10 protein-coding genes are annotated in these 14363 nt (G+C 45.0%); 6 read left to right on the forward strand and 4 right to left on the reverse strand.

The window, feature by feature from the left end; genetic code table 11:
- The first annotated feature begins 433 nt into the window (after positions 1 to 433).
- On the forward strand, positions 434 to 1840 hold the full coding sequence (rimO, locus tag OCV29_RS08935; protein WP_073604082.1) for a 30S ribosomal protein S12 methylthiotransferase RimO: 1407 nt from the start codon (positions 434 to 436) through the stop codon (positions 1838 to 1840).
- Positions 1841 to 1899: 59 nt separating this feature from the next.
- Here rimO and OCV29_RS08940 read toward each other — a convergent pair whose 3' ends face one another.
- The gene (locus OCV29_RS08940) at positions 1900 to 2430 is read right to left on the reverse strand and encodes a 3'-5' exonuclease (protein ID WP_073604083.1); all 531 of its coding nucleotides are present in this window, start codon (positions 2428 to 2430) and stop codon (positions 1900 to 1902) included.
- A gap of 297 nt (positions 2431 to 2727) precedes the next feature.
- Here OCV29_RS08940 and OCV29_RS08945 point away from each other — a divergent pair, with 297 nt between their 5' ends.
- From OCV29_RS08945 to OCV29_RS08960, 4 genes are all read left to right on the forward strand, one after another.
- Positions 2728 to 3348 carry a DUF2760 domain-containing protein gene (locus tag OCV29_RS08945; protein WP_073604084.1) on the forward strand — a complete coding sequence of 207 codons (621 nt, stop codon included), beginning with the start codon at positions 2728 to 2730 and terminating at the stop codon, positions 3346 to 3348.
- Positions 3348 to 5195: an Hsp70 family protein gene (locus tag OCV29_RS08950; protein ID WP_073604085.1), complete on the forward strand. Its 1848-nt coding sequence runs from the start codon at positions 3348 to 3350 to the stop codon at positions 5193 to 5195. The genes OCV29_RS08945 and OCV29_RS08950 overlap by 1 nt, the downstream gene beginning before the upstream one ends.
- Positions 5196 to 5197: 2 nt before the next feature.
- Positions 5198 to 7996: an Hsp70 family protein gene (locus tag OCV29_RS08955; protein WP_073604086.1), complete on the forward strand. Its 2799-nt coding sequence runs from the start codon at positions 5198 to 5200 to the stop codon at positions 7994 to 7996.
- A gap of 364 nt (positions 7997 to 8360) precedes the next feature.
- The gene (locus OCV29_RS08960) at positions 8361 to 9686 is read left to right on the forward strand and encodes an IS4 family transposase (RefSeq protein ID WP_261887308.1); all 1326 of its coding nucleotides are present in this window, start codon (positions 8361 to 8363) and stop codon (positions 9684 to 9686) included.
- Positions 9687 to 9815: 129 nt separating this feature from the next.
- On the opposite strand, the gene OCV29_RS08965 is transcribed toward OCV29_RS08960, so the two are convergent.
- Positions 9816 to 10322 carry a GNAT family N-acetyltransferase gene (locus tag OCV29_RS08965; protein WP_073602999.1) on the reverse strand — a complete coding sequence of 169 codons (507 nt, stop codon included), beginning with the start codon at positions 10320 to 10322 and terminating at the stop codon, positions 9816 to 9818.
- A 201-nt stretch (positions 10323 to 10523) separates the two neighbouring features.
- On the opposite strand from OCV29_RS08965, the gene OCV29_RS08970 reads away from it, so the two are divergent.
- Positions 10524 to 11714: a carbohydrate-binding protein gene (locus OCV29_RS08970; protein ID WP_073603000.1), complete on the forward strand. Its 1191-nt coding sequence runs from the start codon at positions 10524 to 10526 to the stop codon at positions 11712 to 11714.
- An 81-nt stretch (positions 11715 to 11795) separates the two neighbouring features.
- Here the strand turns inward: OCV29_RS08970 and OCV29_RS08975 are convergent, their stop codons facing one another.
- Both OCV29_RS08975 and OCV29_RS08980 read right to left on the reverse strand, forming a co-directional pair.
- Positions 11796 to 12392 carry a hypothetical protein gene (locus tag OCV29_RS08975; RefSeq protein ID WP_073603001.1) on the reverse strand — a complete coding sequence of 199 codons (597 nt, stop codon included), beginning with the start codon at positions 12390 to 12392 and terminating at the stop codon, positions 11796 to 11798.
- A 216-nt stretch (positions 12393 to 12608) separates the two neighbouring features.
- Positions 12609 to 14159, reverse strand: coding sequence for a GGDEF domain-containing protein (locus OCV29_RS08980; protein ID WP_073603002.1), 1551 nt, complete (start codon positions 14157 to 14159; stop codon positions 12609 to 12611).
- Positions 14160 to 14363: the final 204 nt, after the last annotated feature.

Raw genomic sequence — 14363 nt, forward strand, 5'->3', positions numbered from 1 at the left:
ATGACGACTTATACATATCCTGGGAACAACGAAGAATGCTTGAAAATCTTGAAAACTCCTGGTTTATATCTAATTAACTATCTGAAAAAATTAAAGATATTAAATTCAGGTTCCGCCGTTCCTGTTTTTTACAATAGCGCTGGAAGGTGCATATCATGTTTGATACAGATCAATTTGCTCAGCAAAGAAACGTAAACAACAATTTGCATATATTTACAATTTTTCTCCGGCATACTGAACTACCGGAGAAGGTATGTTCCTTCTTTTTCTTGTCGTGAACTGCATATCCGCCAACCCACAAACTGATAAATTTTCAGGCAGCTTTGGTGCATCTTCCCTATTCAATGAAGACCTATCCGGTATAATGTCCGTTTTCAAAATCACAATAATGTAATTCGTCAACGTTACGAATACAGGAAGCAAACGGAAAGCAATGACAGTCCAGACATTTACACCAAATCAGACAACAACACTTGAAACAGCAAAAAAAACGCTGACAGAGCAGGATAAAGATCAGCCTTCTCAGGCCGGGCACCGGATCGGTTTTATTTCTCTCGGCTGCCCTAAAAATCTGGTTGACTCAGAAAGAATTCTGACGCAACTCCGCACGGAAGGTTACGATATCGTTGGCACATATCAGAATGCCGATCTTGTGATAGTCAATACCTGTGGATTTATCGACAGTGCAGTTCAGGAATCACTGGATACGATCGGAGAAGCCCTGAATGAAAATGGAAAAGTGATTGTCACTGGTTGTCTGGGCGTCCGGGAAAATGAAATCCGGGAAGTTCATCCTAACGTACTGGCAATTACAGGACCTCACGCGTATGAAAATGTACTGGAGCAGGTCCATCAGTATATTCCCCGTCCTGAACACAACCCTTACACCAGCCTGGTTCCCGATCACGGTGTGAAGCTGACACCAAAACATTATGCCTATCTGAAAATTTCGGAAGGATGTAATCATAAATGCACATTTTGCATTATTCCTTCCATGCGGGGCGATCTGGTCAGCAGGCCGGTGGGCGAAGTCATCAGTGAAGCCGAACGGCTGAAAAATGCTGGTGTCAAAGAATTACTGGTGATTAGTCAGGATACCAGTGCCTATGGTGTCGATACCCGGCATAAACTCGATTTTGCAAATGGCACACCAATACGCCACAACCTGCAATCGCTGTGTGAAGCTCTTGGTCAACAAGGCATTTGGGTTCGCCTGCATTACGTTTATCCGTATCCACATGTGGATGATCTGATTCCGCTGATGGCAGACGGAAAAGTGTTACCTTACCTTGATATTCCATTCCAGCATGCCAGTCCCAGAGTTCTGAAAATGATGAAGCGCCCCGGACAGGCGGAAAGAACACTGGAGCGCATCAAAAAATGGCGGGAAATGTGTCCGGAACTGGTGATTCGATCAACATTTATTGTCGGTTTCCCCGGTGAAACAGAAGAAGACTTTCAGATTTTACTTGACTGGTTACAGGAAGCCCAACTGGATCGCGTCGGATGCTTTAAGTATTCGCCGGTCGAAGGCGCCACGGCGAATGATCTGGCAGAGCAGGTCCCTGAATCGGTCAAACAAGATCGTTATGAGCGTTTCATGCAGGTGCAACAGGCCATCAGTACAGAAAAACTGAAACAGCGCATTGGTTCAACCATGCAGGTGCTGATAGACGAAGTTGATGATGAAGGTGCGATTGGCCGGACTTATGCAGATGCGCCTGAAATTGACGGTCTGGTGTATCTCAATGGTGAAACATCTCTGAAACCGGGAGATCAGGTGAATGCGGTGATAGAACACTCTGACGAATATGATCTGTGGGCCAGTCTGGCCTTATAGATCATCTTTCTTCGCTGACCACTGCAAACCGCAGTGGTCAGTCTGGAGCGTGTTTTGAGTTACAACAGCTTTAAAGCCAGTTTTGCCAGATTAAAGGCATCAACATATCCGGAATGTTGCCGCCCTTCCCAGTCAATTCCCAGCAATTCCTGTGCATCCCGGTGACCAATGCGTTTATTTTTCATTCGTTGCTGAATTCTGAATAAAGTCGCAAGATTGAGAAATTCCCCAACCGGGCACTCAATATGTTTCGACTCGCACTCTTGTTTCAGAATTAAATCATCCCTTCCCCAAGCCGCATAGATTTTATTACCGGCACCAAAGTTTTTTATCATCGACTGGATCACCTGCTCTAAAGGTCGTCCCTGTTTCTCGATTTTTCGCGGCGTAATGCCTGTAAGTTGACTGCAAAATAAAGAGATTTCATCATTCTCTGGTTTGACATAATACTGTGCCCGCTTCACGATCGCCTGCTGATCCAAAGCGATTTCTGCCAAACCTATTTCAATGATTTCACCGGTCGTCCCCACCCCGTTTTCATTCCAGCAACACATCTCTAAATCGAAACAAACGACCCGGTTATAATTCATGAAAATAAAACTCCTGAATGATTCTTGCCAAAACCAATCATAATAAAGCAATCGCGATATAAATAAATAGTTTTATATGATGCGCAAATCTTATCCAATCAGGCAGGAGGACCGGGAAAAACTGCTTTGGCGACTCCCGGCTTGTCTCCGGGCTGTGTTAGTATTCCGGAATATTTTAAACCATGTATACCCAAACAACCTGAAAATGCGGTGTTCAGTGAGATTTGGGTATAATTTACAGAGTGCATATACTTTGTAAGTTGAACGCTCAACTTCTCAACGCATAGAGACATCATCATGAATTTCGATTTGAATACAATACCCACAACATTTGATCTCCTTCATATCATTCTGACACTGGTTTGCCTTGTCCTGCTGGTGACACTTTTTACCCGTCGTCCGTCTGTCGTTGAAAAGATTGTTGAAAAACCCGTAGAAAAAATCATCGAAAAGCCAGTCGAAAAAATTATTGAAGTCGAAAAAGTCGTTGAAGTCGAGAAAGTGGTTGAAAAAGTGGTCGAATCAAAACTGGCAACCACATCAACGGATGCCGCATTGCAATTGTTAGCACTTTTCCAGAAAGAAGCCCGCTTGATCGACTTTTTGAATGAAGATATTGCCGCTTATTCAGATGAAGAAGTTGGCGCTGCAACCCGGGTAATTCACGCCGGAGGACAGAAAGTACTTAAAGATTATGTCACTCTGACGCCAGTCAGAAATGAAGAGGAAGAAACACGCATTGCAGTGGAAGCAGGCTTTAACCCTCAGCAAATCCGGCTGACCGGTAACGTGACAGGTTCAGCACCTTATCAGGGGACACTGGTTCATAAAGGATGGCTGGCAACGTCAATCGAACTGCCCAAAATTGCCAAAGATTACGATGTTTCGGTGATTGCACCGGCGGAGGTTGAACTATAATGACACATCGTTATTCCGTTGGGATTGACTTGGGCACAACCCATTGTGTTTTGTCTTATACAGACTTGCAGGATGAACAGGAAAAAGTCACCGTCATGCCCATAGCCCAAATGACTGCGCCGGGTACTGTTGAATCATTGCCTCAACTGGGATCATTCGTTTATCAGCCTCACGAACATGAAATGTCTCCGGATACGCAAACCCTTCCCTGGACAGATACACCGGAAGCACTGGTTGGGGCTATTGCCCGGCAGCTCGGCAGTAAAACGCCACTGCGGTTAATTGCCAGTGCAAAATCCTGGCTTTGTCATGGTGGTGTTAACCGCCGGGAAGCTTTTTTGCCGGCAGGCAGTCCTGAAGAGGTTGAAAAAATTTCGCCATTACGGGCGACAGAGCTCTATCTGGATCATATCAAATGCGCCTGGAATCATCAGTTTCCGGAACATCCTCTGGAACAGCAGGATGTCACCATCACCATTCCGGCTTCTTTTGATCCGGCAGCGCGTGATTTGACCGCTGAAGCAGCAAAGAACCGCCATTTAAATCAGCTTACCCTGCTTGAAGAGCCACAGGCTGCACTTTACAGCTGGATTCATGTAAACGAAGCTGACTGGCGCGATCAGGTCACCGTTGGCGATGTTGTCCTCGTCATTGATATCGGCGGTGGTACAACCGACTTATCTTTAGTTGAAGTCAAAGCGCAGGATGGAAACTTAATACTTGAACGGGTCGCGGTTGGTGAGCACATTCTGTTGGGCGGCGATAATATGGATCTTGCACTGGCGTACCGGCTGAAAATGAAACTGTCTGAGGAAGGTAAAGACCTTCAGCCATGGCAAATTCAGGCGGTCACTCATGCCTGCCGTGATGCCAAAGAAGCCCTGCTTAATGATCCGGCACTTCAGTCTGTACCAATTGTGGTTCCGAGTCGCGGCTCTAAATTATTGGGTTCAACACTCAAAACAGAACTGACGCAGGACGAGATTCGTCAAACACTGGTTGATGGTTTCTTCCCGGCCGTCCCGGTGAGTGACCATCCGCGACAACGTAACCGCGGCGCTCTGACACAAATGGGGCTGCCCTATGCTCAGGATGCCGGCATCACCCGTCATATTGCAGCCTTCTTATCCCGCCAGGCTGAAACACCTGACCTTGGTCAGGCTATGCCATTTGGTGGTATCCCCGGCCTGTCCTCAGAATCCACACCGGCCTTTATTCAGCCAACAGCTATTTTGCTCAATGGTGGTGTGCTGAAATCAGATCTGCTGACCACCCGTCTGGTGGAAACGATTAATTGCTGGCTTTCTGACGCCGGTGCAGAACCCGTCAGAGAGTTGCGTGGTATTGATCTGGATCTGGCTGTGTCTCAGGGGGCGGCCTATTATGGTGTCGTTCGTCAGGGAACAGGTGTCCGTATCCGGGGTGGGCTCGCCAGCAGCTACTATGTCGGTATTGAAAGCGCGATGCCTGCGATTCCGGGAATGGCCCCACCTTTGGAAGCGATGTGTGTTGCGCCATTTGGTATGGAAGAAGGTGCCAGTGTGCATATGGACAACAAAGAATTTGGCCTGGTCATCGGGCAACCGGTCCACTTCCAGTTTTTTGGTTCCACGATTCGCAAAGATGATCAGGCAGGCTCACATCTCGACAGCTGGGCTGATGACGAGCTTCTGGAACTGCCGGAAATACAGGTCACTCTGGATGCAACCCAAAACCGGAAAAACGGAGAAATCGTGCCGGTAACGCTGGCATCGAAAGTCACCGAAATCGGGACACTCTGTCTGGAAGCCATTGCGACAGACAACGGGCAGAAATGGCATGTTGAATTTGATGTACGCGAAGGATAATCATGGCATCTCCCAAATATCTGGTCGGCATTGACCTTGGTACCACAAATACGGTTGTCGCATTTTGTGAATGTGGCAGTGATTTATCACAATGCCCCATTCAGCTTTTTTCAATCGATCAACTTGTCGGACCGGGAGAAGTTGCCAGACGTTCGACGCTGCCTTCTTTCCGGTACCACCCACCTGCCGGACAAACAGACAGCACAGACTTTACATTGCCCTGGGAATCACGGGCTGTTGAGGGTGATTCAGCCGGAATCGTCATCGGTGAATGGGCCAGAGAATTAGGTTCTCAGGTTGAAGGCCGGCAAATATCCAGTGCAAAAAGCTGGCTGTCTCATCCTTCTGTTGACCGGAATGAAGCGATTCTTCCCTGGGCAAGCGCAAAAGATACGTTAAAAGTCTCCCCGGTCACTGCCAGTGCCAGTTATCTGAATCATATTCGTCAGTGCTGGAATTATCATCATCCGGCGGATCGGCTGGAAGCTCAGGAAATTGTTATCACTGTTCCGGCATCTTTCGACGAAAGCGCCCGCAAGCTGACGCTGGAAGCCGCAAAACTCGCCGGACTTAATGATGTCAAACTGCTTGAAGAACCCCTGGCTGCCTGCTATGACTGGTATACCCGTCTTCAGGATAGCGTTGAAAGTCAACTGCGTGAAACGCCGGTGATACTGGTTTGTGATGTCGGCGGTGGTACAACCGATTTAAGTCTGATCACCGCAGATTTCAGTGATCAAGGGCTGAAACTGAACCGGGTTGGCGTTGGAGAACATTTGATGCTTGGCGGCGATAATATTGATTTATCTCTGGCGCATCTGGCTGAGCAGACATTTCAGCATCAGCAAAAACTCAATGCAGCCCGGCTGAATAAATTAATTCAGCAAACCCGAAACACAAAAGAGTCGTTACTGGCCTCAGATGCGCCTGATTCAGCCAAAATTACCTTATTGGGAAGTGGCTCCCGCCTGCTCGGCGGAGCCAAAAGCATCGAGCTGGCCAGAGAGCAGGTTCATCAAATTGCGTTAGATGGCTTTTTCCCGCAAACATCATTTGATGAGCGCCCTCAACAAAGACAGCGTGCAGTGGTTGAATTCGGTTTGCCTTATGCTTCAGATCCCGCTATCACGAGACATATTGCTGCTTTTCTGAACCAGCATACACAAATCACCTGTCAGGAAGACCAGTCTCTTGTACCTGTTGGATTATTGCTTAATGGTGGGGTTTTTAATAGTGACTTGATTCAGCAGCGGTTACTCAAAGTGCTTTCAGGCTGGAGTGGACAAGACGTTAAACTGATGGATAACCCGCATCCGGATCTGGCTGTTGCTCTGGGTGCTGTGGCTTATCTGAAAGCCTGCCGGGGCTCCCAGCTGAAAATTGGAGGTGGCGCTGCCCGCTCCTATTTTCTTCATCTCGAAAACAAGAACAAGCCCAATCAGGCGATTTGTTTGCTGGCCAAAGGCACCGATGAAAATCAGGAAATTCGTCTTTCCAGTCGTCGTTTTGCACTAACTCTGGGCGAGCCGGTTCGGTTTAGTTTGTTGACGACCCCTCATGATCGCCTGCGCGGGCATGAAATGATCCAAAATGGTATGCTAACCACAGTCGATCCGGACGATTTCTCCCCTTTACCGCCCTACATAGCTTCTCTTGATCGACGCAATGATCAGGAAAAACTGGCGGCGAATCAGAAAGCCCGGGTTGAAGTTTATCTTTCGTCCCAGCTCACACCTGTCGGAACATTAAAGATTGAGTGTGTCAAAACCGATGATGAGAAGCAACGCTGGCAACTTGAATTTGAAGTGCGTCATCAAAAAGTCACTGATGTCACAGAAAATCTTACATCGCCGCAAGCTGAAAAAGCCAAAGATCTGATCACCCGTTTATACAGTGGTAACAAAAATTCGGCTGATCAAAAGGAAATTCATTCATTAAACAAAACTCTGGAACGTTTACTGGGTAAGAAAGACACCTGGGATTCATCTGTCAGCCGGGATTTGTTTGATGCACTTGCTCAGGGACGAAAACGTCGGCGACGCTCTGAGCTCCATGAAAAAAACTGGTTCAGGCTGGCAGGATATACTTTAAGGCCCGGCTTTGGTGATCCGGTTGACAGCTGGAGAATTGAACAGATCTGGCCACTCTTTCAGCAGGGAATTCAGTTTAAAAATCATCAGGGATGGAGTGACTGGTGGATCTTCTGGCGCCGAATCAGTGGCGGCCTTGATCAAGAACAGCAAGAGTCCATTCTTGCAGAGATTGCAAAATACTTACACCCAGGTGCGGTCCATCACCTCAAACAAACAAAATCGTCTCAGGACAAAAGCTATGAGGCAATGGTTCGTCTGGCCGCTTCTCTGGAACATCTGGAAACGGAAGATAAAATTCTTCTGACCCGGTGGTTTCTGAAACGGGCAACCAGCCAGACACAATATTCACAAGCACATTGGTGGGCAGTCGGCCGCCTGACATCCAGAACGCTGATGTACGGCAGTCATCATAAAGTGATTCCGAGAGAGCAGGCTGAACAGTGGTTACCAGAGCTGTTAAATCAGGACTGGAAACAAGACACAATGGCTGGTTTTGCCGCTGTAATGATGTGCCGTAAAACCGGTGACAGAACACTGGATATTACCGGGTCTTTTCGTGATGATGTGATAAAAAAGCTTCAGCAAAGCAAAGCGCCGGAAAGCTGGCTGAACCTGGTTAGTGAAGTCAGCGTGCTTGATGAAAAGGACTCGAAACGCATTTTTGGGGATACATTACCCACAGGGTTACATTTGCTTCAGACCTCTTAAACACGAAAAACAAAAAGTGTCATTCATCATTGTGAATCGCTGTTGCTGAATATTCGCCTCTGTGGGTCTCAGGGATGATATCTCGATAAGCAGCCCTTCCGCATCCGGGAGGGCGCGGCAGAGCTTCAAGGATGGGGTCCTGTGTTTTATATCTGCCTGAGTGATACCATTCTAAGTCATTTTCTGATCTGGATATATCTGGTTCCGCAAACCGCTCAAGCCATCCCTTTTCGTTGATAAGAAAGGCGCTTTAACAAGGGCATCCATGCCCTAATGCCGATCACTTTAGACTTTAATCGTCGATCAGTTGAATGATCCTGACAGTATGTAAAAATCCGGTAGACACTGTTTACCGGATTCTTTTATGCACGTTTCTCAAGCGCTCGACATCATCAATCACTGGAAACCCAACCAAGTAGAAACTCTGGCTGACTTACTGCCAACAGAACTCATTGAAGAGGCTTACCAACTCACCGATACAGTTACCCTCAGAAAACGAAAACTCACTCTGGAGTCAATGGCATGGCTGCTCGTTGGGATGGCAATATATAATGATAAGTCGATGGCTGACATCGTCAATATGCTCGACATTGTTGATCGAACCGGTAAACCCTTTGTTGCCCCCAGTGCATTAACGAGGAGAAGAAAAGATCTTGGAGAATCTGCCGCCAAAGCTCTGTTTGAATGTACTCAAAAACACTGGACTGACTGCGCTAACTTTCCTGACTGGAATGGTCTGACCCTTTTAGGGGTGGACGGTGTAATATGGCGAACGGAGGATTCTGAAGAAAACGCTCAGGCTTTTGCCAAGCCGACTTACCGGGATGGACAGGAAATGCAATATCCTCAGGTTCGCATGGTCTGTCAGATGGAGCTCAGCAGTCATCTGATTACAGGGAGTGCCTTCGACTCTTATGCTGTCAATGAAATGAAGCTGGCTGAGCAGTTAATCGAAAGCACACCGGACAACAGCTTAACGCTCTTCGATAAAGGCTTTCACTCTCTTGGTCTGTTACATCAATGGAATGCCACAGGAACAAACAGGCACTGGCTTATCCCTTTAAAAAAAGGGCTTAAGTATCAAGTTGCTCAGTCTTTAGGCCGACACGATAAACTGGTTAAACTGAAAAGTAACCCAAAATCCCGTAAGCTCTGGCCTGAGCTTGCACATGAGGTCACCGTCCGTTTAATCACGAGAGTAAAAGACGGTAAGCAATATGATGTCTTAACCTCCATGACGGATCCAATGTTATACCCAAAATCAGATATTGTTGGTCTGTATGAATACCGATGGGAAATAGAGCTTGGCTACCGGGAGCAAAAGCAATATATGCTGGGTAACAGACTCACGCTTCGCAGTCGGCTGCCCGAACTGGTCAGGCAAGAACTATGGGGTGTTCTGCTGACTTACAATCTCGTGAGGTACCAAATGGTGCAAATGTGCATGAATCTGAAAGGAGACTACTTACCTTATCAGCTAAGCTTCAATGGTGCTTTAGCCCATATAATGCGCTTATTAGTTGGGCTCCCTTATTCATCTCCAGGCGCTATCCCGGGGCAGTTGAAAAACTTCTACTCAATATGTGAAAGCTTAATCCTGGAGCCCCGAAGACAGAGATCCTTCCCCAGAGTTGTTAAGCCCAAGCCATGTAAATATCCCAGAAAAAGCAGGGCCGCTCACGTTAAGTGAACGGCATTAGCATCCATGCCCTTGTATGTTTGCTCCACCAGACACATCCAGATGATCAGTTTATTCTCCAGATTGGTATGACCTGCAAGCGGAACATCGATGAGAACACACAACTTGAAAATGCAAGGTTCAGGCTGTTTGGGGAGCGACTTCAAACCGGATAAAATTCATCAGCAAATCCACATCAATATCCTCTTCTGACACATACTTTTGACCGACAATCTCTGAAACTGCTGACAACCAAAACTTGAATGCACCAGTATTTTCTTTCAACACTCTGATCTGCCATTTTCCCGGATATAAATGAAGTACTTGCTTTAAAGCTTCTTTTCCGATGCCTTGTTTTTTAAATTTTCGCAAAATGAAATATTGGTCGATATCATATACAGTTCTATCAACAGGGTATTTACGAATCAGAACAAATCCTGCCAATTCATTATCAGCCAGAATAAAATAAGGCACATGTTCTTCTGAACTCCAGTAAATATCGAGATTTGCGGGATTGTATGTATCGTAATGACCGTCTTTTGTCGGCCCCCATCCGGTAAATTCAGACATATCATAAATATAGTATGGAAATAAATTTTCTAAAGTCAAACGAGATTTTGACTGTATTTCAACCAAATTAACATTCATATCTTTACTTCATCAAAAACAGAAAATCACATAATACATCTAAATAAGAGTACGAAACCACAGATTATTATTGTTTTTATTTTCATAATTGAGATATATTTTCACAGAATTAAAATAATTCATTACCATGATTTGACTTTATCACAGGTAAATCAGGACAGAATTTTATCTGCCTTATAACAATTATATTGAGAATTAAATATGAAAAAATTAAATAAAACTTTGGTGTTAGTCGGCTGTGCCGCATTTTCGCAATCAGCATTGAGTGCCAACTGGCAATTGGTCTGGCATGATGAATTTACCAATAGCATCGGACCAGACTGGGTATTCGAAACTGGCAATGGTGCTTCAGGCTGGGGTAATAACGAGCTGGAATACTATCAGAGAGAGAATGCAACGGTAGAAAACGGTAATCTGGTTATTACTGCGAAGAAACAAAACTCACATGGATTTAAATACACTTCTGCCCGGATGAAAACCCAGGGACTTCAATCATTCAAATACGGAAAAATTGAAGCAAGAATAAAATTACCGAATGGTTCAGGATTATGGCCTGCATTCTGGATGCTGGGCCGGAATATAGATTCGGTGAGCTGGCCATATTGTGGTGAAATCGACATTATGGAGCACGTAAATAATGAGAGCCAGACGCACGGAACTATTCACTGGCAAGCGGATAAGTATGCCAATTATACCGGACATAGTTTTAACATTGATGTCACGCAATATCACACCTACACCGTAGAGTGGGATAAAGGTGAAATTCGCTGGTATGTAGATGGAACCATGTATCATGTTGCAAATATTCTGAATAATATTAACGGGACGGATGAATTCCATAAAGAATTTTTTATTTTATTTAATCTTGCTGTCGGCGGAAACTGGCCTGGATTTAATATTGATGACAGCAAAATGCCAGCCAAAATGTACGTCGACTATGTCCGTGTTTATCAGGATAAGAATAATACCAGTAGTTCTCATTCCGGCAACAATGGCGGTGGCAGTAGTTTTTCAAAAACAATTCAGGCTGAAAATTACAGCTCAATGAAAGGTGTTGGCACCCAGGATACCTCTGATACCGGTGGCGGTAAGAATGTCGGCTGGATTGATACCGGCGACTGGATGGCTTTCAATAACATCAAAATTCCTGCAACGGGTGACTATCTGGTTGAATACCGGGTTGCCAGTGCAGAAGGTGGAGCCAAACTGTCTCTGGATCACAGCTCAGGTGCAACCGTGCTGGGTTATCTGGACATAGGTTCAACCGGTGGATGGCAAAACTGGAAAACAATCTCACACCGCGTTCACATCAATGCTGGCACATATAACTTCGGCATTTATGCCCAAAAAGGTGGCTTTAATCTGAACTGGTGGAAAATTAAAAAGCTATAAACACATCATCAAATGTCATCAAATATAAAAAAACAGCCAGAAATTTTTCTGGCTGTTTTTTAAAGAGAACGGACTTCAGGTTCAGAAAAACATCGATACATAGAAATCAAAACCACTTCCATCCACTTTTTGTCCGGTGAGTTTTTCTTTGTACTCGATATCGGTATATTTGAGCCCAAACGCAGACATATCGCCCCATATCCCAATCGTTCTGAATTCATACTGCGCAGTAAAGCCTAATTCATCATCAAAATGATAGGTAGTATTACATACCTGATCGACCCGGCAACGCAAACGAACATTATGATGATATGCAAGACCGCCACCAATTCTGTGACGTGGATTTCCCAACATTAACGAAAGTTCAAAGGGAACGCGGGAAAAATTCACATCCCCCTCAATTTCTGCAAGAAAGTCATTTTTGTAAGTCACACTGCCTCTCAGAAACGAAAAATTATTCAGCGGAACATCAACACCACCCGTCACAAACAGACCAGAACCGGCACTGACATCTTCTGTCTCCCAGGTAGTGCCATTGTAGTATTCATGTTCAATCAGAATATCACCTCCCCCGCCAACACCAGCAGAAAAAAATGGCATCACCTGCTGCTTCATGGCATAAGAAGGTGATATGATGAACACACCTGCTATCACTATCATTTTCAAAATAAATTTCATTTTCATAACCCTGCTAACTCAAATACCACACACGATATATACTCATGTGGGATGTGACTCATTGTTTTTATTTAGAATATTGTTTATAAATTGCTAATATTCAGATTGATTATATCAAATTAAAAACAATGTACAATTATTAATCAGCAGTCTGTCGATAAGTTTGTGCGGTAAAGCACATCTTTTAAATTCAATGCCAGAGCGTGTTCTGTAAGGCTACATGACCCGGTTGCGTCCGGAAGATTTTCCCTGATATAAGGCCCGGTCAGCCCGGATAAGCAGCTCCTTTTGAGCGAGATGACCATCTGATGAAGCAACACCAACCGTGATTGTAATATTTATGTTGAAATCCTGATAAGAAATAACCATCGTTTCGACATAATGACGTAATTTTTCCCCAATCCTCAGCGCATCTTTATAATGGGTCGCCGGGAGAATCACACTAAACTCCTCTCCTCCGACACGGGCCAGTGTGTCCGTTTTTCTGAGATTCTGTTTCATCCCGGTGGCAACCTGTCTCAAAACCTGATCTCCGACATCATGACCATACTGGTCATTGATTTGTTTAAAATGGTCAAAATCGACAGCCAATATACTCACCGGTAACTGTTTGACTCCCCCGTCAAACGTTTCCTCAAGCATATTCATGAAATAGCGACGATTAAACAGTCCCGTCAGCGGATCGGTCGTCGACTCACGTTTGAGTTTAAATTCCAGTGATTTTTTATCTGAAATATCAATCAGCAAACCAGACCATACCTGCCTGAAATGATTCATGTTCACAGGGACAGAATGCCCGTATAACCAACGCACCTCTCCGTGATTTAAAACCCGGAACTCACACTTCCATTCTTTTTGACCTTTCTCAGCTTTAATGATGCTTCGGTAGAGCCTTTTTCGGTCGGCCGGATGCACAGCATTAAACAATTGTTTAATATCATTTTTGATTTCATCAGCAGTTTTACCAAATAAAGTCTGTACCTGAGGACTCATGTAAGAAAAACTGATTTGCCCGTCAGAGGTATGTTCATATTGATAAATCATGCCGGGCGCAACAGCGGTTAAAGAGACCAGTTGATTATATAACTTCATAATTTCGGAGATATCTATCAGGCAACCAACTAATCCCACCGGTTCCTGACTTTCCGGGTCAAACATCACTCTGGCCCTGTCAGCCAGCCAGATATAGTCTCCCTGAAAGTTACAAAACCGGTATTCAGTTCCATAAAAGTGATCGTCCCGGCATTCGCAACAAGCCTCGATGTGTGACAGATATTTGCTCTTATCTTCAGGATGAATTTGTTTCATCCACCAGTCGGCCTGGCCCTGTATGATTTCCGGTGAAAAACCAGTCAGGATTGCTACATTAGGTGAGATATTTTGTATCGTCGAAAGCTTTAAATCCAGATGATAGGTTGCAGAAGGACTCAGCGGTAAAACACTGTGGTATGTTTCTTTAGTTATCTGTCCGGAAACACCATGAAGAGTCAACAACATTTGCTCTGCCGGTACATCACCGGATACAGAACAGATGAAGACCAGAGAACCAGACCAGATTTGCTGGTCGATGACAGTCGATAGTTCCAGCTTGCCATAACGCTTTAACATCGTATAAAAATGATCACTCTGAAAAGTTGCTGAGTGATTTGCAGTCCGGAAATTAAGATGACAGATGCGGTCAGAATAATCCTGAATATCAGTATCTTTGTACAAAGCCAGTACCTGACCCTGCTCATTGAATATGAAATTCATGCGCTTCGCTGACATAAAGCCTCTTCATCTCTACAAAACAACTTCTTCCACCTGTCTATGGTAGTTCAAGCTCATCGCGATAGACCAGAAAATGAGAATGAATTCGTTGATTAATTTGATACTTATACAGAAAGTATGAAAATACCTGTATAAACAATAGCATCCGGATGCATGACACTCTGAAGCTCAAAATTATGCCCGTGAGATGATAGCACTGGA

Source organism: Vibrio aerogenes, from assembly GCF_024346755.1.
In the GTDB taxonomy this organism is placed as follows: Bacteria; Pseudomonadota; Gammaproteobacteria; order Enterobacterales; family Vibrionaceae; genus Vibrio; species Vibrio aerogenes.